The sequence below is a fragment of the Hydrogenovibrio crunogenus genome, assembly GCF_004786015.1.
Taxonomy (GTDB): Bacteria; Pseudomonadota; Gammaproteobacteria; order Thiomicrospirales; family Thiomicrospiraceae; genus Hydrogenovibrio; species Hydrogenovibrio crunogenus.
Genome location: NZ_CP032096.1, coordinates 1,681,156 through 1,701,398, shown reverse-complemented (window position 1 = coordinate 1,701,398; position 20,243 = coordinate 1,681,156). Strand labels below are relative to the sequence as shown.

The 20,243-nt window shown below is 43.3% G+C and carries 18 protein-coding genes; 12 read left to right on the top strand and 6 right to left on the bottom strand.

What is annotated here, in order from left to right:
- The first annotated feature begins 49 nt into the window (after positions 1–49).
- The 4 genes from ovoA to GHNINEIG_RS08150 all read left to right on the top strand — a co-directional run bounded on the left by ovoA (position 50) and on the right by GHNINEIG_RS08150 (position 4,900).
- Positions 50–2,062, top strand: a complete 2,013-nt coding sequence (gene ovoA, locus GHNINEIG_RS08165; RefSeq protein ID WP_317616024.1) for a 5-histidylcysteine sulfoxide synthase — start codon at positions 50–52, stop codon at positions 2,060–2,062.
- Positions 2,063–3,250, top strand: coding sequence for a pyridoxal phosphate-dependent aminotransferase (locus tag GHNINEIG_RS08160; RefSeq protein WP_135796185.1), 1,188 nt, complete (start codon positions 2,063–2,065; stop codon positions 3,248–3,250).
- 62 nt (positions 3,251–3,312) lie between these two features.
- Complete coding sequence (locus GHNINEIG_RS08155; RefSeq protein ID WP_135796184.1) at positions 3,313–4,353, top strand: NADP(H)-dependent aldo-keto reductase; 1,041 nt, start codon at positions 3,313–3,315, stop codon at positions 4,351–4,353.
- A gap of 160 nt (positions 4,354–4,513) precedes the next feature.
- Positions 4,514–4,900, top strand: a complete 387-nt coding sequence (locus tag GHNINEIG_RS08150; protein WP_135796183.1) for a hypothetical protein — start codon at positions 4,514–4,516, stop codon at positions 4,898–4,900.
- 4 nt (positions 4,901–4,904) lie between these two features.
- Here GHNINEIG_RS08150 and GHNINEIG_RS08145 read toward each other — a convergent pair whose 3' ends face one another.
- The gene (locus tag GHNINEIG_RS08145) at positions 4,905–5,327 is read right to left on the bottom strand and encodes an acyl-CoA thioesterase (RefSeq protein WP_135796182.1); all 423 of its coding nucleotides are present in this window, start codon (positions 5,325–5,327) and stop codon (positions 4,905–4,907) included.
- Positions 5,328–5,436: 109 nt separating this feature from the next.
- Here GHNINEIG_RS08145 and aroC point away from each other — a divergent pair, with 109 nt between their 5' ends.
- From aroC to ppnP, 7 genes are all read left to right on the top strand, one after another.
- Positions 5,437–6,537, top strand: coding sequence for a chorismate synthase (gene aroC, locus GHNINEIG_RS08140; RefSeq protein WP_135796181.1), 1,101 nt, complete (start codon positions 5,437–5,439; stop codon positions 6,535–6,537).
- A gap of 95 nt (positions 6,538–6,632) precedes the next feature.
- Positions 6,633–7,811 carry an MFS transporter gene (locus GHNINEIG_RS08135; protein ID WP_135796180.1) on the top strand — a complete coding sequence of 393 codons (1,179 nt, stop codon included), beginning with the start codon at positions 6,633–6,635 and terminating at the stop codon, positions 7,809–7,811.
- 83 nt (positions 7,812–7,894) lie between these two features.
- On the top strand, positions 7,895–9,172 hold the full coding sequence (locus GHNINEIG_RS08130; protein WP_135796179.1) for an O-acetylhomoserine aminocarboxypropyltransferase/cysteine synthase family protein: 1,278 nt from the start codon (positions 7,895–7,897) through the stop codon (positions 9,170–9,172).
- A 48-nt stretch (positions 9,173–9,220) separates the two neighbouring features.
- The gene (gloA, locus tag GHNINEIG_RS08125; RefSeq protein WP_135796178.1) at positions 9,221–9,616 is read left to right on the top strand and encodes a lactoylglutathione lyase; all 396 of its coding nucleotides are present in this window, start codon (positions 9,221–9,223) and stop codon (positions 9,614–9,616) included.
- A gap of 47 nt (positions 9,617–9,663) precedes the next feature.
- A complete protein-coding gene (locus GHNINEIG_RS08120; protein ID WP_135796177.1) occupies positions 9,664–10,539 on the top strand; it encodes a hypothetical protein in 876 nt (291 codons plus the stop codon).
- 141 nt (positions 10,540–10,680) lie between these two features.
- The gene (locus GHNINEIG_RS08115) at positions 10,681–11,130 is read left to right on the top strand and encodes a DUF2721 domain-containing protein (protein ID WP_135796176.1); all 450 of its coding nucleotides are present in this window, start codon (positions 10,681–10,683) and stop codon (positions 11,128–11,130) included.
- Positions 11,131–11,215: 85 nt separating this feature from the next.
- Positions 11,216–11,530 (top strand): pyrimidine/purine nucleoside phosphorylase, encoded by a 315-nt coding sequence (gene ppnP / locus GHNINEIG_RS08110; RefSeq protein ID WP_135796854.1) that lies wholly within the window; start codon positions 11,216–11,218, stop codon positions 11,528–11,530.
- A gap of 78 nt (positions 11,531–11,608) precedes the next feature.
- Here ppnP and GHNINEIG_RS11680 read toward each other — a convergent pair whose 3' ends face one another.
- Complete coding sequence (locus tag GHNINEIG_RS11680; protein ID WP_189636860.1) at positions 11,609–11,752, bottom strand: hypothetical protein; 144 nt, start codon at positions 11,750–11,752, stop codon at positions 11,609–11,611.
- 121 nt (positions 11,753–11,873) lie between these two features.
- On the opposite strand from GHNINEIG_RS11680, the gene GHNINEIG_RS08105 reads away from it, so the two are divergent.
- Positions 11,874–13,451: a SulP family inorganic anion transporter gene (locus GHNINEIG_RS08105; protein ID WP_135796175.1), complete on the top strand. Its 1,578-nt coding sequence runs from the start codon at positions 11,874–11,876 to the stop codon at positions 13,449–13,451.
- Between the two features lie 328 nt (positions 13,452–13,779).
- On the opposite strand, the gene GHNINEIG_RS08100 is transcribed toward GHNINEIG_RS08105, so the two are convergent.
- The 4 genes from GHNINEIG_RS08100 to GHNINEIG_RS08085 all read right to left on the bottom strand — a co-directional run bounded on the left by GHNINEIG_RS08100 (position 13,780) and on the right by GHNINEIG_RS08085 (position 20,191).
- Positions 13,780–16,920 carry an efflux RND transporter permease subunit gene (locus tag GHNINEIG_RS08100; protein ID WP_135796174.1) on the bottom strand — a complete coding sequence of 1,047 codons (3,141 nt, stop codon included), beginning with the start codon at positions 16,918–16,920 and terminating at the stop codon, positions 13,780–13,782.
- Positions 16,921–16,922: 2 nt separating this feature from the next.
- Entirely contained in the window at positions 16,923–18,128 is a 1,206-nt protein-coding gene (locus GHNINEIG_RS08095; RefSeq protein WP_223260860.1) for an efflux RND transporter periplasmic adaptor subunit, read from the bottom strand.
- 283 nt (positions 18,129–18,411) lie between these two features.
- Complete coding sequence (gene trpS, locus GHNINEIG_RS08090) at positions 18,412–19,416, bottom strand: tryptophan--tRNA ligase (protein WP_135796173.1); 1,005 nt, start codon at positions 19,414–19,416, stop codon at positions 18,412–18,414.
- A 190-nt stretch (positions 19,417–19,606) separates the two neighbouring features.
- Entirely contained in the window at positions 19,607–20,191 is a 585-nt protein-coding gene (locus tag GHNINEIG_RS08085) for a rhodanese-like domain-containing protein (protein ID WP_135796172.1), read from the bottom strand.
- Positions 20,192–20,243 lie beyond the last annotated feature (52 nt).

The following is a 20,243-nucleotide window of genomic DNA, read 5'->3' as shown; positions in this document are numbered from 1 at the left end:
GACTGAAATCAAAGCGTATTTTAATGCGACTTATAATGCGTATGAAACCTTGTTTGAAACCCTCACAGCCGAGGATGCTTTTTATGAAAGACCCTGTGAACTTCGTCATCCTTTAATTTTTTATTTCGGTCATACGGCCACTTTTTTTGTAAATAAATTGTTGTTAGCCAAATTGCTACCTAATCGTATCAATCCTGAAATTGAGTCGATGTGCGCCATCGGGGTGGATGAAATGTCTTGGGATGATTTGGACGAAACACATTACGACTGGCCAAGCGTGGAAGCTGTTCGCGAGTATCGAAATCAGGTGCGGGATGCCGTGAATCACTTGATTGATACGATTGACTTCAGTCTGCCGATTGATTGGGAAAGCCCAATGTGGCCCATCATGATGGGGATTGAACATGAGCGTATTCATTTAGAAACCTCATCGGTGCTGATTCGGCAGTTGCCGATTCACTTTGTGAAGCCTCACCCACTATTTCCAGTTTGTCCGGACAGTGATGATGCTCCGGAAAATATTTTGTTTGAAGTGCCGGCTGGAGAAGTGCAGATTAATCATCAGGATCCAGCAGAGACTTATGGCTGGGATAATGAGTACGGCATGCACCAAGCGGAAGTAAGTACATTTAAAGCGGCCGCCTTTTTGGTTTCCAACCAGGAGTTTTTGGCCTTTTTGGAAGCCGGCGGCTATGACAATCCAGAATATTGGGATGAAGAGGGGAATCGTTGGCGACAATTTACGCCTGATAAGCATCCAACCTTTTGGGTTAAGAAAGGGGAAGATTGGTGGCTACGCTGTATGACCGAAGAAATTCCAATGCCTTGGGATTGGCCGGTTGAGGTCAATTATCTGGAAGCGCACGCTTTTTGTAACTGGAAAGGTCATGAAACGGGGCGCCCGATTCGGCTTCCCAGCGAAGATGAATATTTACGGTTGCGTGATCACACTGATGCGCTTTCTTATCAGTCAGAGGCGAACATCAATTTACAGCAATATGCCTCATCGATACCTGTTAACCAATTTGAAACGGGCGATTTTTTTGACGTAATCGGGAATGTCTGGCAATGGACGCAAACCCCGATTTATCCTTATGAAAGCTTTAAGGTGCATCCCCTATACGATGATTTCACGACGCCCACATTTGATAATCAGCACAATTTGTTTAAAGGCGGCAGCTGGATCTCGACCGGCAATGAAATCAACGGACATTCACGTTATGCATTTCGTCGTCATTTTTTCCAGCATGCTGGGTTTCGTTATATCGAGTCGGCAGAGAAAGTGCAAACCCATTTTTCCACCTATGAGACCGATGCGTTGGTATCGCAATATTGTGAATTTCACTATGGAGAAGAGCACTTTGGTGTTGCTAATTTTGCTCAAGCCTATGCTGAATTAGCAATTCAAATGATTCAGTCGGATAGTGATTTTGCCGGGCGTGATGATTTAAGTGTTTTGGAAGTGGGGTGCTCAGTTGGGCGAGCCAGTTTTGAGTTAGCGCATTATTTTGCACAGGTGACGGGGTTGGACTTTTCGGCTCGTTTCATTCAAGTGGCGAATCAATTAAAAGAGACCGGGTCGGTACTTTACACTTTGCCCGTGGAAGGTGAGATTGTTGATTTTAAAGAACAAACATTGGCGGACTTAGGGTTAGCGGCCGTTACGTCGCGTTGTGAGTTCTTACAACAGGATGCGGCTAACTTGAAACCTCATTTAAGCGGGTATGATATGGTTGTGGCGGTCAATTTGATTGATCGTTTGTATGAACCGAACCGTTTCTTGAAAATGATTCATGAGCGGTTGAATGCCGGCGGGATTCTGATGTTGGCATCGCCTTATACTTGGTTGGAGGAATTTACTGCCAAAGAGCATTGGATTGGGGGATATAAAGACCCTGACAGTGGTGAAAATGTCACCACCTTAGAAGGGTTGCATAAGATATTGGATGCGGAATTCGAGTTAATGAAAACGCCGCTAGAATTGCCCTTTGTTATTCGAGAAACACAACGTAAGTACCAGCACACATTGTCTGAAGTGACGTTTTGGAAAAAGAAATCTTAAATGAAAGTGGAATTTATCAATTCTATCTCCCGGTTGGGTACGGATGCGGAAAAGTATGAGTTGCGCCAAAAACTGTTTGGTACGGACGATGTGTTGCCCATGTGGGTGGCAGATCAGGATTTGCCTACCCCCTCTTTCATATTAGAGGTGTTGAAGAAGCGTCTGGAGCATCCCATTCTAGGGTATAACCATATGCCAGATTCACTGTATCAATCAATTGTAGATTGGCAAGCGCAGTATTATTATGAGGTTGATTCCTCTGATATTGTGTTTACCCATAATGTTGCGAATGGGTTTTTTATGGCCGTTTCTGCGTTTACGAATCCCGGCGATGCCATTTTGGTTCAGCCTCCGGTTTATCCCCCTTTTTTGACGGCTTCGGCAATTGAAAGTCGTCAGTGTGTCGAAGCGCCATTGATATTGCAAAACGATCGTTATGAAATTGATTTTGACGTTTTTGAACAAAAAATCATCGATCACCAAGTGAAATTATTTTTGTTTTGTAACCCTCAGAACCCTTCTGGACGGGTTTGGTTAAAATCGGAACTGGAAAAACTCGCAGCGATTTGTTTAAAACATGACGTGGTTGTGGTGTCGGATGAAATTCATGCGGATATGACGTATCCAGAGCATCAGCATATTCCGATGGCATCTATAACAGAAGAAAGTCAAAACAACACCGTTACGTTGAGCTCTCCCGGTAAAACCTTTAATTTGGGTGGGTTGCAGATCGGCTATGCCATTATCGCCAATCCGGAGTTAAAAGCGGCTTACTTGAAAATTTGCCAAGCCAATGCCATTCAAGATTTGAACTTGTTTGGTTATCTAGCAACGCAAGCGGCTTATTCAGACGAGGGCCGTCAATATCGTGATCAGTTATTACAGTATTTTTTAGAAAATATTGAGCGCGTGAAAACCTTTTTTCATCGTTTTTTACCTCAGGTAAAAGTAATGATACCGGAGGCTTCTTATTTGGTTTGGCTGGACTTTTCAGCCATTTTTGAGTCCCAAGAGGCGTTGAAAGACTGGCTGGTTTACAATGCGAAGCTGGGGTTGAATGACGGTGAAAGTTTCGGCAAAGCCGGCAAAGGATTTATGCGAATGAATTTAGCCGTTCCAGAAGAGACATTGACTCAAGCCCTTGCCCAGCTTAAACAAGCGATTACATCAAATACGTTGCCAAAATAGCCAGGCCTGGCCGTTTTTTTGTGGTTTTTATCTAATAATGGAATTTTCATCAAGGAGTTTGCATGATTTATAACACGTTAGGACACTCTGATATCCAAGTCAGCCGTATTTGTTTAGGCACGATGACATGGGGCGAACAAAATACCCAGGCAGAAGCGTTTGAGCAAATGGATTATGCGCTGTCACAGGGAGTGAATTTCTGGGATACGGCCGAGCTTTATGCGGTGCCTCCTCGTGCGGAAACTTATGGAAAGACTGAAGAAATCATTGGGCATTGGTTGACCAAAACCGGAAAACGTAATGAGATCGTGTTGGCTTCGAAAATTGCCGGACCTTCAGATCTTTCCCTTCATATTCGTGACGGTAAAACAAAATTCAATCGGGCGCATATTACGGCGGCTTTGGAAGGGTCTCTAAAGCGCCTTCAAACGGATTACCTTGATTTGTATCAATTGCATTGGCCGGAAAGACAGACTAATTTCTTTGGCGATCTGGGTTATACACCTGCCGACGAAGATGTTTTTACCCCGATTGAAGAAACATTGGAAGTTCTGAGTGATTTTGTGAAGCAAGGCAAAATTCGTCATATCGGTTTGTCGAACGAAACGCCTTGGGGCACGATGAAATTCATCGAAACGGCAGAACGTTTAGGGTTGGAAAAAATCGTTACGGTTCAAAACCCATACAGTTTGTTAAATCGAAGCTATGAAGTCGGGTTAGCAGAAGTATCACACCGTGAAGACGTGGGGTTATTAGCCTATTCACCGTTAGGGTTTGGGGTGCTAAGTGGTAAATACTTAAACGGAACGGCGGCTGAAAATGCCCGTTTGAATTTATTTCCGGGCTATGATCGCTACTCCAATAATAATGCCGTGAAAGCGACGGAGTTGTATGCTGCATTGGCGCATGGTAACGGGTTGACGCCAACCCTGTTGGCCTTAGCATTTGTGAACAGCCGTCCGTTTTTGTCAGCCAACATCATCGGCGCAACCACGATGGCACAACTAAAGGAAAATATTGACTCCATCAATGTGACACTGGATGACGAAACATTGCATCAAATTGAACGCATTCACGCACAATACACCATCCCTTCTCCATAAATAAATGTGAGAGGTATTACTTAAGTTTATTAGCATCTCATAATATTCTATTGTTATTTTATGAGTGAAACACAGTAGGATAGACTTTGTCTGTTTTAGACAACTGCTTTGACGTTGGTGTTCAGCAGCAAGGCAAGCGTATTACAAAAGGGGATTTGCTATGCGTATTAAAGAGCTTGGTTATGGCGTTGTATTCAGTCTGTTTGGAGGTATTTTGTCTGCCCAAGCCTCCGATACTGAAGCGATTTTCTTAAATGGCCTGTATGGTGAAGCCACGCAGCAAAATCCTTTGCCAGTAAAATTGAAAGTCATCAGTGGCAAAGCGAAAGGGTGCATTATTAAAGGCAAAGCAGTCCTAAATAAGAACCATCGACGCTATGAATACAGCTTGGAAACGCCAAAATGCTTTCATCAAGGTGAAGCCGTGCCGGTTGGAACTGTACTAAGAGGGCAACACAATATTCCCGGTACGATGGCGAATAGCGGCATGGGGCGCGGGTATTGGTTTTCTAATAAAGGACTGATTGTCACGCTGTCCGACCAATAAGCCGTCAATGTTTAAGATAGGGTTGGATAAACTCGTCAGGAATGACGCTGGCGCGATAGGTTTTTAAGTCCATGCACGCCCATAGTGTGTGACCTGAGAACACCAAGCGTTGATCTGATTTTCTAAAAATTTGATAAAAACGCTTACGCTGACAACAACCGATTTGCTCTCCAACCCAAGTGCCAATAAGCAGCTCATCGTCTAAAAAACAACCCGCGTGGTAATTCAATTCATGCTGCTTAACCACCATGATTTTGCCAACTTTCTGCTGTAATGCCTGGTCAATGCCAACAGACAGGCTGTGTTGCCAAGAAACCCACTCAAGCCAATTTAAATATTTTTTATTATTCACGTGTCGAAGAAAATCCAAATCTTCTTCTGAGACGGTATGTTCTAAAATAAATGGTGAGGGATGCTGCCATTTCATAAATAAAAGCCGTTTTTTACGTAAATTGAAAGAGATAATTTTGAGTGCGCTTGGGCTGGTCTAGTATAATGCACAGATTATAATATTAAAGCGATTTGAGAAATACGTTATGTCGGGTAATACATTAGGACAAAATTTTCGTGTCACCACGTTTGGCGAAAGTCATGGCATTGCATTAGGCGCCATCATAGATGGCTGCCCGCCGGGGATGGAACTGTCGGAAGAAGACATTCAGATTGAATTGGATCGTCGCAAGCCGGGTACCTCAAAGCATGCGACTGCCCGTCGTGAAGACGATAAAGTACAGATTTTGTCCGGTGTGTTTGAAGGCAAAACCACCGGTACGCCGATTGGTTTAATGATTCACAATACTGATCAACGTTCAAAAGACTATTCAAAAGTAGCGGAAACGTTTCGTCCGGCGCATGCCGATTATACCTATACCCAAAAATACGGTATCCGAGACTATCGTGGCGGCGGGCGCTCTTCTGCGCGCGAAACGGCCATGCGGGTTGCAGCAGGTGCCGTGGCGAAAAAATACCTGAAAGAACGCCTTGGAATTGAAATTAAAGGCTACCTGTCTCAGTTGGGTCCGATTACGGTCGACCATGTTTCCTGGCCATTTGATAACGATAATGAATATTTTTGTCCGGATAAAAACAAGCAAGAAGAAATTCGCCAGTACATGGATAACCTGCTAAAGCAGAAAGATTCTGTTGGGGCTAAGATCTCTATTATTGCGAAAAATGTACCTGTGGGTCTGGGTGAGCCGGTGTTTGATCGGCTAGATGCCGATTTAGCCCATGCGCTGATGAGTATCAATGCGGTAAAAGGGGTCGAGATTGGTGACGGGTTTGCCGTGGCGGCACAACGTGGGACGGAACATCGAGATGAAATGACACCGGAGGGGTTCGTTTCCAATCATGCCGGCGGTATTTTAGGCGGCATTTCTACCGGACAGGATATTGTGGCACACATTGCTTTGAAACCAACCTCTAGTATTATGACGCCTGGTCGAAGCATTAATACTGAAGGGGAGGCCATTGAAATGGTCACGAAAGGGCGCCACGACCCTTGTGTGGGTATTCGTGCCACCCCGATTGCGGAAGCAAAAGTGGCGTTAGTTTTGATGGATCATTTTATGCGTAATCGTGCTCAAAACGGGGATGTGATTCCTCCAGTCATGGACTTGGCACACCCTGAAACCTAAGCGTGGTGTATTCCCCTTTCTTTGAACGCGCGATTGGGTTCAAGAAAGGGGTGATTTTATGATTGCTGTTATTTTTAACCTTTTTGAGGTTTTTCATGCCTGATCAGCATTACCGAGCTGCCTACCCAAAACTTTCCAGTTTTTATTTTTTCTATTTCATGCTGTTTGGCGCCTTAATTCCCTATATTGGTTTGTATTATCAATCGTTAGGGTTTAATGCCATTCAGATCGGCCAACTGATGGCGGTGTTTATTGGCACCAAAATCGTGGCTCCGAATGTTTTAGGGTGGTGGGCAGATCGAACGGGCGAAACCATTCGCTGGCTTAGATGGACCGCCTTCCTGACGTTGTTGTTTTCTTTTGGATTAGTGTATTACCACTCTTTTATCGGTTTGCTGCTTACTGTCTTTGGGTTCAGCTTTTTCTTCCATGCTGCCTTACCTTTGTTTGAGTCCTATACTTTCAAAAACTTGTACGGTGTTAAAGAGCGGTATGGTCTGGTGCGTCTGTGGGGGTCAGTTGGCTTTATCGTTGCGGTATTGTGGGTGGGATGGCAAATCGATGTCTTTGCCATTCAAACCTTTCCTTGGTTGTTATCTCTGTTAGCACTGATTATCTGGTTGGCGACTTTTTGGGTGAAAGAACAAGGGCGGTCGTTCAAAAAAGAATCAAGCGCTTCTTTTTTTAAAGTTGTGCAACAACCCTGGGTCGCCAGTTTGTTGGTTGTGAGTATCTTAATTCAATTTTCGCATGGCACCTATTACAGTTTTTACAGTATCTTTTTGTCGGATTATGGGTACAGTAAAACGCTGATAGCTTGGCTGTGGGCTGTAGGGGTCATTGCTGAAATTGCGGTATTTTTTTGGATGGTGCCGCTTTTTCAACGTTACTCCGTCAAATTCTTATTGATGTTCAGTTTGATTCTGACTTTATTACGCTGGGTTATGATTCCTTTGGTACCCGAGTCATTGATTTTACTGGTGTTCGCACAAACACTGCATGCCGCCAGTTATGGATTGTTTCATGCGGCCGCCATTTATTTGATTGATCATCATTTTCGAGGCGATAACCAAAGCAGAGGTCAGGCAGTGTATGCTTCAGCCAGTCATGGTGTTGGTGGTGCTTTAGGGATGTTGATTGCAGGATATGCCTGGCATGATGGTGGCGCTTATTTAGCTTTTGGTATCAGTGCTGTTGCCATTGTGTTTGCAATGCTTATTGCGCAGAAATGGATTGAATCTGATCAAAATGAAAAGATTTCAAGAACAGGTTAAAAGCTTTCATTTGACAGCTATTAAAAAGCATTCTAGGATTCTTATTCACGACTCAAAAATAATAAAACACAGGAAGGATATGGATGAAACTTGAATCAATTGCGTTACATCATGGTTATGAATCTGAGGCGACAACCAAGGCAGCGGCAGTGCCGATTTACCAAACCACCTCTTACACGTTTGATAACACTCAGCACGGTGCAGACTTATTTGATTTGAAAGTACCCGGTAATATTTATAGTCGCATTATGAATCCGACCAACGATGTTTTAGAAAAACGGATGGCGGAAATGGAGGGTGGCGTAGCCGCATTAGCGGTTGCATCGGGAATGTCTGCCATTACTTATGCCATTCAAACGATTGCCCAAGCTGGCGATAACATTGTCAGTACGAGTCAATTATACGGCGGGACCTATAACCTGTTTGCGCACACCTTGCCGCGACAAGGAATTGAGGTTCGAATGATTCCTGCAGACGATTTTGACGCATTTGAAGCCGCCATTGATGAAAATACCCGAGCGATTTTTTGTGAGTCGATTGGGAATCCTGCCGGTAATGTGGTCGATGTCGCAAAGTTGGCCGAGATTGGTCATAAACACGGTGTCCCCTTGATGGTCGATAATACCGTCGCAACCCCTTTTTTGTGTCGTCCTTTTGAGTTGGGGGCAGATATTGTGATCCATTCCTTGACGAAATTTATTGGTGGACACGGTACCACCATTGGCGGCATTGTGATCGATTCAGGAAAGTTTGATTGGGTGGAGAATAAAGAGCGTTTTCCAATGTTGAACGAGCCTGATCCGTCTTATCACGGCGTGGTGTATACGCGTGATATTGGCGCGGCGGCTTTCATTGCACGCTGTCGTGTCGTGCCTTTGCGTAATACGGGCGCCGCATTGGCACCTCACAGTGCATTTTTGTTGATGCAAGGTTTGGAAACACTTGGGTTGCGAATGGAACGTCATTGCGAAAATGCATTAAAAGTGGCAGAGTACTTACAACAACATCCTAAAGTATCCTGGGTCAATTATGCGGCGTTACCGAATGACAAATACCATAGTATTTGCCAAAAAACGACAAAAGGGTTGGCTTCGGGCATTTTAAGTTTTGGCATAAAAGGTGGACGTGAAGCCGGCGGTCAGTTCATTGATGCGTTACAAATGATTTTACGTTTGGTCAATATCGGTGATGCGAAGTCATTAGCCTGTCATCCTGCGACAACGACCCATCGACAATTAAGTGCGGAAGAGCTTGAAAAAGCGGGCGTTTCAGAAGATTTGGTCAGACTGTCTGTTGGTATTGAGCATATCGATGACATTCTGGCAGACATTGAACAAGCGTTAGATAACGTTAAGGTTTAAATTTTAACCCTATGGTGATTGATCTCATCAAACTTAATAGGAGAGTATATGCGTTTTTTACATACCATGTTACGCGTGGGTGACTTACAGAAATCGATTGATTTTTATACCAACGTTCTTGGAATGAAGTTATTGCGTCAAAAAGAGTACCCAAAAGGGGAGTTTACCTTGGCTTTTTTAGGCTATGGCAGCGAGGAAGATCATACGGTACTGGAATTAACCTATAACTGGGATGTCAGCTCTTACGATTTGGGCGACGGTTATGGGCATATTGCCATTGAAGTAGATGACGTTTATAAGGCTGCGGAAGCAGTGAAAAAAGCAGGCGGAAAGATTATTAGAGAAGCTGGTCCCATGAATGCCGGCACAACTATCATCGCCTTTGCTGAAGATCCCGATGGGTATCAGATTGAATTCATTGGCGCAGATCATACGCGCGGTTAATTGAAATTTTCTGAATTTTATTCATAACTATACTTAAAGGGTTATCAATGTCTGAAGATTGGAGGTTATTAATTGAAGCCATCGAAGGTCTAAAGCAAGAATCAAGTTTTTTGAAAGATTATTTATGGCCAATTTTAACAGGACTTTTTTCAGCTTTGCTTGGTGCAGGAATCGCGTTTTGGACTATAAAGCACCAAGAAAGGGTTCAGATAGAGAAAGAAAAATTAGACAGTGTAAACTCTTTAATGCTTACTGTTTTGCAAGCACAGGCTAACTTGCTTGCTTGGAAGAATAATTATGCCCAAACTATTAATATTGATCAATCAGTAAGTACTGATCCGCTATATAGATTGCTTTCCATACCAAGAATGGTTGGTGTCAAAAATTCAATAGACTATAAAACGGAATCAATTATTTTTATTGCAAAAAATGAGCAAGAAGTATCAGAATTTTCTGATTGGCAAAACATTGCAAGAATCTTTTCAATGATTGGGAATTATAATGAACTTCAAACAGTTTTAGACAAACGGAGTGAGTCATATGAAAAGGTAGTGAAAATTATTGCTGCATCGCAGAATGGGACAGACATAAATCGTACAGAGCTCTATCAATTAATACCATGGGATCTTCTTAAAGAGACCATTGACTTAACAGAAAAGATGATAGTAATGGTGGATGATTTAATAATTGAAATGACAAGCTTTCTCCAAAAATTTCCTGATATTTCTAAAAATTCAATTAAAACTAAAAAAATAAAACATTATGGAAATGTAATTACGGCTAGTTCACCACCTGATGAATTTCTTTATCTATATCAAAGATGTATGGAAGTTAATTACCAAAAGCTCGCAAAAATTTTTCATGAAAATGAAGAGCTTGTTAAAGTTCGATATAAACGTGGACAAATGACATCTGAAGATTAGTCGGAGCGGTGTAAATTAAGTTTGTTAAATATGTCTTTTTGTTCTTAAATTTGAAGTATATGGAAATCGTCAATATATTTTATTATTCATCAGAGTAAGTCATATAGTACTTAAACGATCATTAAATAGAAGGAATCGGCGATGCTGGAACTCTTTTCCTCTGAAGTCAGTTCGGTCAACACGGTGTCTCATTTGATTCAGCTTTCGGTCGCGCCGGTTTTCTTACTTGCCGGTGTAGGTAGTTTGCTGGGCGTACTGGTTAGCCGACTGTCTCGCATCGTTGAAAAGTCCGAACGGCTGAATGCCCTTCTGATGACAGAAAAAGCCGATAATCCTATCGATAAGCGTTCAAGCGAAATCAGGTTGGAAAGGCAAGCTTTGGAAAAGCGTCGACACCTGTTAAATCAAGCCATTTTAGCCTGTACGATGACCGGGCTGTTTGTCGCTTTGGTGATTATGATCATGTTTTTAAGTGCTTTTTTCGCATTTAATGGGTCTTTGGCCATCGCTGTATTATTCATTGTTGCAATGGGATCTCTCATTGCCGGCTTGTTACTCTTTTTAAGAGAGATTTATTTCGCCTCTCATTAATGCTAAATAGATTTTAAACGTATTTTTGGAAAAGCTTTCCGTTATAATGGCGCGCGTTTTTAATCGGTTTGATGAAGGAAAAATGATGTCTCAATTTGAAAATGTAACGGTCGTTAAAGCAGCGAACGTATACTATGATGGAAAAGTCAGCAGCCGTACGGTTTTATTTGCGGATGGTTCGAAAAAAACCTTAGGCTTATTGTTACCGGGTGAATATGAATTTGGTACGGAAGCAGCAGAAATTATGGAAATGTTAGCGGGTGATGTTGAAGTATTGCTTCCCGGTGAAACAGCATGGCAAGCGGTGTCTGCTGGAGAATCTTTCAATGTGCCAGCGAATTCAAAATTTGGTATCAAAGTAAAAACAGTTACGGATTATTGCTGTTCTTATATCGATTGATGTCTGAATGACTTTACCTTGTTAAAAATGACCAGGCCTGGTCATTTTTAACGGGTTTCTCTCTTTTTGATTGGTTTTTCAAGAAGACTCTTTTTTTGATCCCTCTTTATTTTTTTCTTTTTTACGTTTGACGTATTTAAAATAAAAATGCAATCCGAAGTGTGCCAAAATAAGTAAGCCAAGCACGGCAATCATGATTTCTCCGATATGATGAATCCACATATTTTTCCTTTTATTTTATAGAGTTATTTAATTTTTCGTATTTTCATTGTATTGATTAAACCTTAATTTTACGTGTTTTTCTGTTAAAATTTGCGCGGTCTTAAATATTAAAGGATTTCAAATGAATCAAGCCTCTCCCAACGCTTTCGATTGGCGTAAATATAAAGCGGATACTTTATCCGGTATCACCGTTTCATTAGCCCTTGTTCCAGAAGCCGTAGCATTTGCTTTTGTAGCCGGTGTTCACCCCTTAGTTGGGCTTTATGCCGCGATTATTGTCGGATTTATTACCGCCGTCTTCGGGGGGCGTCCAGGGATGATTTCTGCAGCTGCCGGTTCATTGGCCGTGGTTATGATGCATTTGGTGATGGAGCATGGCGCTTCGTATCTATTTGCCGCGGTTATTATGATGGGAGTCTTTCAAATATTTATTGGTTGGATGAAATGGGGGCGGTTTATTCGAATGGTGCCCAGTCCCGTCATGCTCGGATTTGTTAACGGGTTGGCGTTGGTTATTTTGATGGCGCAATTCACTCAGTTCACAGATTCAACTGGGGCTTGGTTGAGCGGTGATGCGTTGATGATTATGATTGGTATTATCATCGCAACTATGGCGATTATTTATTTGTTACCTCGTTTGACAAAAGCGGTGCCTTCAGCGTTAGCAGCGATTGTTTTAGTGACTTTGGCTGTGATCTTTTTTGATATGAATGCGGTCACTGTTGGCGATAGAGCTTCTGTTTCGGGCACATTGGAATCATTAGTGTTTGGTGACGGCAATGAAGGTGGTTTCCAAGGCTTGAGTTGGCTGACAGCCTTGCCAGAAGGGTTTTTCAGCTTGGAGACACTTTGGATTATTTTGCCTTATGCGCTTATCTTAACAGTCATCGGGTCAGTGGAATCATTACTGACCATGACTTTAATTGATGACATTACGGAAACACGTGGTCAAGGTAATCGTGAGTGTGTTGCATTAGGCGCAGCAAACTGTACTGCTGGTGCGTTTGGTACAATGGGCGGCTGTGCTCTGATTGGCCAATCGATGATCAACGTGAATTCGGGGGGAACAGGGCGGTTGTCTGGTATTTCAGCCGCGCTGGGTCTACTGGTGATTGTCTTGATTGCCTCTACCTGGATTGAAATGGTTCCAATTGGTGCTTTGGTTGGTTTGATGTTTTTTGTGGTCATTGCAACCTTTAACTGGTCAAGTTGGAACATCATGCGAGGTATGTCTAAAATGGATGCCTTTGTGATGGTTCTGGTAACGGTGTTGACGGTTATTTTCGACTTGGCAATTGCCGTAATTGCTGGGGTGATTGTTTCAGCACTTGTGTTCGCCTGGCAACATGCTCAGAAAGTCATGGTTGAAACCGAAGAAATGGAAATTGACGGTAAGAAAGGTAAAGTTTATCGGGTTAACGGTCCTTTATTTTTCGCTTCGTCTCAGAACTTTATTGAAATGTTTAGTCCGAAACACGATCCGGAATGTGTTCAGATTGACTTCCAGCGTTCACGTGTTTACGACCATACCGGTGTGGAAGCCATTAATAATCTGACACAAAAGTATAAAGCCGAAGGTAAAAAAGTGGTCTTAAAACACTTGAGCCCAGAATGTCAGGCCTTGTTGAAAGATGCAAAAGACTTGGTGGAAGTGAATGTATCGGAAGATCCGCATTATCACGTTTCACTTGGGAAGTAAGGTTCCCTTTCACGTTGCTTGATTGAGTCAGCGTGATTAATAAAAAACCTCGCCAGATGACTTTCTGTGCGAGGTTTTTTTATGCCTATAGGTTGTTGGGATAGGTTGGTCTGTTATAAAAGTGGATAGATAGAAAAGGGAGCATGACAAGGTATTGCCTTAACGTTGCATGATGTTGTCGGCGCTTTGTTACCACTCAGTATTCATTGGGATTGTTAAGAAAGGATTTAAGACAGGTGAACAGCATATAAAAAAAGCCCTAGAAAGATGACCAGGCCTGGTCATTTCTAGAGCTTATATGTTTGATCTTTTTGTGACGCTATGGGATCTAGGATTTCATCTTTTTAATAAACCATTGTTCGACAATCACAAAGAACATCGGCACAAAGAAGATGCCCAGTGCGGTGGCACTGATCATTCCACCTAATACACCGGTTCCAATAGCGTTGTGAGCGCCGGAGCCAGCGCCGGAGCTGAGCGCAAGGGGTAGCACCCCAAACCCAAAGGCTAAAGACGTCATTAGGATAGGGCGTAAACGCATGCGTGCGGCGCGAATACTTGCCTCAACAATGTCCATCCCATCTTCCACCAGTTCTTTGGAAAACTCGACGATTAGGATGGCATTTTTGGTCGCTAAGCCGACAATGGTGAGCAGGCCAACCTGAAAATAAATGTCACTGGGTTTCCCTGTTAGGAAAGCCGCGACCAAAGTTCCAAGAATACCCAGCGGTACAATCAGCATGACCGAAATCGGCAGGCTCCAGCTTTCATACAAGGCCGCCAAAGCCAAAAAGACTACCATGATCGATAGGATATACAGCAAGGAGGCTTTATCGCCAGCCGCTTTTTCTTCATAAGATAATCCTGTCCATTCGATGCTGGCCCCTTTTGGCAGTTGCTTACTTAAAGCTTCAACGGTTTCCATGGCTTGACCGGAGCTGACAGAAGGCGGAGACATGCCTAACACTTCCAACGCCGGCTGCCCATTGTAGCGTTCCAGTTTGGGAGATTCCTTTGTCCAGTAAGTGCTGATAAAGGAAGAGGCTGGAATCATTTCACCTTCCTGATTTCGAACATACCAGTCATTGAAGTTTTCTGGTGTTGAACGGAAGTCAGCTTCTGATTGAACATAGATTTTTTTCACTTTGCCTTGCTTGATGAAATCGTCGACATAAGCACTTCCCCAAGCAATGGAGAGAGATTGATTAATGTCGGCAATAGAAAGTCCAAGCGCTTCCGCTTTTTGTTTATCGACTGTAATGCCTAGTACCGGAGCGGGTTCTTGGCCATTGGGGCGAACAGCAACCAAGTTAGGGTTTTGGCTTGCCATGCCCAAGAGTTGGTTTCGCGCGTTATAGAGTTGTTCACGTCCCATACCGATGTTGTCTTTAACATACAGGTCAAAACCGCTGGCATTCCCTAACTCCAAAACCGCTGGCGGTCCAAAAGCGAACACCATTGCTTCCTTGATTTGGCTGAAAGCGCCCATCGCTCGGCCGATAATCGCCTGTACACTTTGGCTTGGATCTGTTCTTTCCGACCAGTCCTTCAGGCGAACAAACGCGATCGCTGTGTTTTGACCCGTTCCTGAAAAGTTGAAGCCCAACACGGTAAAGAGTCCTTCGATATTGTCTTTTTCCGTGTTTAGGAAGTGGTTTTCCAGTTTTTTAACGACTTTTAGAGTGTCTTCACGTGTGGCACCTGAAGGCATCATAACCTGGCTGAACATAAAGCCTTGGTCTTCGTTAGGCAAGAAGCCTGCTGGGGTTTTGTGATACAAGAAACCGACCGCTGCCACAATGGCAATGTAGAGCCCAAAGAAAGCGAATCGGTGTTTGATGATACGTCGAACACTTTTTCCGTATCCGTTGGATGCCCGGTCAAAGTTACGATTGAACCAGCCAAAAAAGCCTTTTGACTCTGCTTCTTTGTCCACCGGTTTTAAAATCGTCGCACAGAGCGCGGGGGTCAAAATAAAAGCCGCCATTACCGACAATACCATCGCGGATACAATGGTCACCGCAAATTGCTGGTAAATCACACCGGCCGACCCTGGGAAGAAGGCCATTGGCAAAAAGACCGCACTGAGCACGAGTCCAATCCCAATCAGCGCCCCGGAAATCTGATTCATGGAACGGCGCGTAGCCTCTTTTGCGGGCAGGTTTTCTTCATGCATGACCCGCTCGACATTTTCGACCACCACGATGGCGTCATCGACCAGTAGCCCGATAGCCAGTACCATTGCAAACATGGTTAAGGTATTGATGGAATAGCCAAAGTAAGATAAAACACCAAATGTACCCAGTAATACAACCGGAACGGTAATGGTTGGGATTAAGGTGGCACGCAAGTTTCCTAAGAATAGGTACATGATGAGGACGACGAGGATAATCGCTTCCACCAAGGTTTGAATTACCCCTTCAATTGAAAGCTTGATAAAGGGTGTCGTGTCATAAGCGTTCACATAGTCCATACCTGCGGGGAAAAACTGAGAAAGCTCTTCCATGCGTTTAATAACCCGATCGCCGGTTTCCAGTGCGTTGGCATTGGAAGCTAGCTTAACGGCAAACCCTGCAGCGGGAGCGCCTTTGTATCGTGCCAGTTTGGTGTAAGTATCGGCACCGATTTCAACGCGCGCAACATCTGATACTTTAATGGTGGCGCCATCTTGAGCGGTTTTAATCACGACATTTTTGAATTCATCGGTCGTTTTTAAACGGCTTTGCAAGTTGACCGTGACATTGATGGGTTGATTTTCAACAGCTGGAACGGCACCTAATTGACCCGCGGTTACTACAGCGTTATTGGCTTTAATTGCATTGACCACATCGGCAGGCACTAAATTGTATTTGGCAAGTTTGTACGGGTCGACCCAAATGCGCATGGCATATTCGGAGCTGAATTGCACTACGTCGCCGACACCGTCAACTCGGCTAATCTGGTCGATGACATGGGTTGCAATATAATCTCCTAAATCAATTGCATTTAAGCTTTTGTCCGGAGAAATAAACCCAATGACCATTAAGAAGTTTTTAACGGATTTAACGACCTGTATCCCTTGTTTTTGAACGGCTTCAGGTAGAGAAGACATGGCCGTTTGCAGTTTGTTTTGTATCTGCATTTGAGCAATGTCGGGATCAGTCCCGGTTTTGAAGCTCAGTGTGATGTTAGCCTGACCAGTGGATTCACTGGTTGACGACATATACATTAATCCATCTAATCCCTTCATCTTGGTTTCGATAATTTGAGTGACAGTGTCCTCAATGGTTTTTGCCGATGCCCCTGGGTAGGTCGCAGTGATGGTAATGGAAGGTGGTGCAATGGCAGGGAATTGTGCAATCGGTAAGCTGACGACCGAAATGGCACCTGCAATCATTACCAAAAATGCGATTACCCAAGCAAAAACAGGCCGGTTGATAAAAAAGGTCGCAAAAGATTGACGACGTTTATGTGAAGTCTCTTCTGACATGGTTATTGTCCTTCCTTAGCATTTGAAGCGGTATCTTGTTTCGGTTTCGGCGCGCCAATAATATTGGCTTTCACGCCTGGACGAATATACTGCAGCCCTTTGGTGATGACCTGATCACCTGCTTTGAGGCCTTCTGTAATAATCCACTTATCTTCATAAAGCCCTTGCGACTTAACAGGTTTAACACCGACAACGCCTTCTGAGTTTAGGGTCATAACGAAGGCATTGCCGACAGCATCACGTTGCAACGCTAAGGTAGGGATGAGGAAAACTCCGCTCTGATAACCTGTGATGACTTTACCATGTAAGAACATTCCCGGAAGGAGTACCGCATTAGGGTTGGGAAATTCGGTTCTTAAAATAATGGCATCCGTTGAACGGTTGACTTCAAATTCAGAAAGGCGAATTTTTCCAGTGTGTTCATATTCGGTTCCGTCATCAAAAACGATTTTAGCTTCATGTTGTGCTAAGTCTTGTCCGTTATTTTTTGCCATGGCTTTTCTTAAAATGATGGCGTAATTTGAGGGGACGGAAAAGTCGACGTAAATTGGATCAAGTTGTTGAATGGTTGCCAAAGAGCCAGCCTGGTTGGTTGTGACCAAAGCCCCTTTAGTGACGGTAGAACGACCAATTCGACCACTAATAGGGGCTTTGATTTGCGTGCGCTCAAGGTTGATGGCAGCCGTCTTTAAAGCAGCTTCATTGGCTTCCAAGTTGGCTTTGGCTTCTCTTAAAGAAGCTTTGGCATCATCTAGTACTTGTTCACTGACGGCATTGATTTTAACCAAGCGCTCATTACGGCTGACTTTGATTTGAGCATTGGTTAACAAAGCTTTTGATCGTGCAATGGCAGCTTTGGCATTTTCATATAAGGCTTGGTAACTGGCATCGTCCAATTGGTAAAGTACATCGCCTTTTTGAACTAAAGAGCCTTCTTTGAATAGACGCTCAGTGATGATGCCTTCTACCTGAGGACGAATTTCTGCAACGGCATAAGCTTCCGCACGACCGGTAATAGAAAAGGTTTTAGGTACAGTGGTTTCTTCAACCGCTAAAACGCCTACTTGCGGTACTCGTTTATGCGAAGCTTGTTGAGGTTTGTCTTCTCCAAGTCCAAGCATGTCGCAGGCGGTTAAGCTGGAAATGATTCCAAGAGTTAAAAGCAGTTTGCTAGTCTTTAAAAAGGGAGATGCTAGAAAGCCTTTCATTTGTGTACCTTCCATTAATTGAGTGTTGTGGTTGAAGGAGTATTCGTTCCTAACGGTATCGATATAACAGTTCATTCCGCGTATTTCGATTGTTGGAATTGGATTATAATTGATAATGCGTTACTAATGTGTAACATTTTAGACGGTTTGAGGGAGAACAATCAAGCCTACAAAGTGTAAGTTTTTTAAAGACGGTGTAAAAGTACTTGGATTAAAGCAGAAAAGAGAAGAGAGAAGTGGTTTAAAAATGGCCAGGCCTGGCCATTTTTAATCTCAAACAGGGTTAAGGTAAAACAAAGCCAATAGATTCTTGAACGTCTCTAAGCGTCTTTTCCGCCTGTTCTTGTGCTTGATCCGCACCTTTCTTTAAAATGGCTTTTAATTCCGTTTCATCTGTGCGAATTTCATAGAATTTATCTTGAATCGGTTTGAGGTATTCCACAACCAATTCTCCTAGCTCTACCTTGAGGTGACCATACATTTTGCCTTCAAAGTGACGAACCACTTCTTCAATCGATTGACCACTGATGACAGAGTAGATCGTCAGCAGATTGGAAACCCCCGGCTTATTTTCCACATCATAAGAAATTTCTGAACCTGAGTCGGTTTGAGCTTTCTTAAACTTCTTGATGATGGTTTTGGGATCATCTAATAACGCAATAAAGTTGTTTTTGTTTTCATCCGATTTTGACATTTTTGAGGTCGGATCTTGTAAGCTCATGATTCGCCCCCCGGAAGTTGCCGGTGGAATGAATGGCTCAGGCACTTTGAAGATTTCACGATCAAAGCGGTTGTTGTAGCGCGTTGCGATGTCACGAGCCAGCTCCAAATGCTGTTTTTGATCAGCGCCAACCGGAACCATTTCGGTTTGGTATAACAAAATGTCCGCGGCCATTAAAACAGGATAGTCAAATAACCCGACATTGATATTCTGAGCATGTTTTTGCGACTTGTCCTTAAACTGAGTCATACGGTTCAGTTCGCCCATATAAGTCGAACAGTTTAAAATCCACGCCAGTTCGGAATGTGCCGGTACATGCGATTGAATAAAAACCGTGCTTTTATTGGGGTCGATGCCACTGGCCAGGTAAAGGGCGACAAAATCCAAACTGCGTTTCGCCAGCTCTTGAGGAGATTGCTCAACCGTAATGGCATGCATGTTCACCAACGAAAATAGACAGTCGTAATCATCCTGCATATTCACCCAGTTTTTGATTGATCCAATATAGTTTCCAATCATTAGGTCGCCAGAGGGTTGAATGCCACTGAATAAAGTCGGTTTGCTCATTGCTGTTTTCCGTAAGTTAAAAAGATTTAAAGAGTGTCAGGCGTAGTAAAACGCACGGTTTAAATTGATTTTAAGCCAGATATTTTCGCATGTTTCAAGGCAAAAAGCGACAGGAATAAGAGGGGGGATGCCGCTGTCTATGGAATTGACAAGCGGCTTGAGTGATTCGAATTTGTATGTCTAAACCGAATTACATCGATGTGTAAACTTTGCTTGGGTCAATTTTCCAGCTCCAAGGTAGATTGTTATATTTCCAACCCGCTTTTAAACGATAGCCTTTGTGCTCGCCACTTTTTAGTTTACCGCCTTCAAATCCATCGGTCATGATGTAAACGTTTTTGTAGCCATATTGATAAAGCATTTTAGCAGCCGGCTGGGCACGGCTTGAGCCTGAGCGACACATTAAAACATAGGTGGTGTTTTTATCGGCGCCCAAATCAAACAACTTGGCTTCAAATTCGGCAACAAAGTTGTCATTTACTTTGTCTGCGAAGCGCGCTTTTTTGTCATCCATTTTCGTAAAATCGAAATTGACAGAAGGGATCATGATTTGTGCCATTGGCGTGTAACCGACAAACTGCCATTCAGCGGGTGTTCGTACATCCACCAAAATGATACTAGGATCCTTTTTCATCATGGCATAAGTTTCTTTCGAATCTGCATACAATCCTTGCGGAGTTTGTTTTTTAGGATCCGAAGGGGCAGGGGAGGCCATGCTATTCATTGAGAAGATTAGAGCTAAAGCCGTTGCAGAGTGCAGGATTGTTTTTTTCATTATGGTTTCCTATTGTTATAAGTTTGATGTAAAAAACGGTTAAGTAATTTAA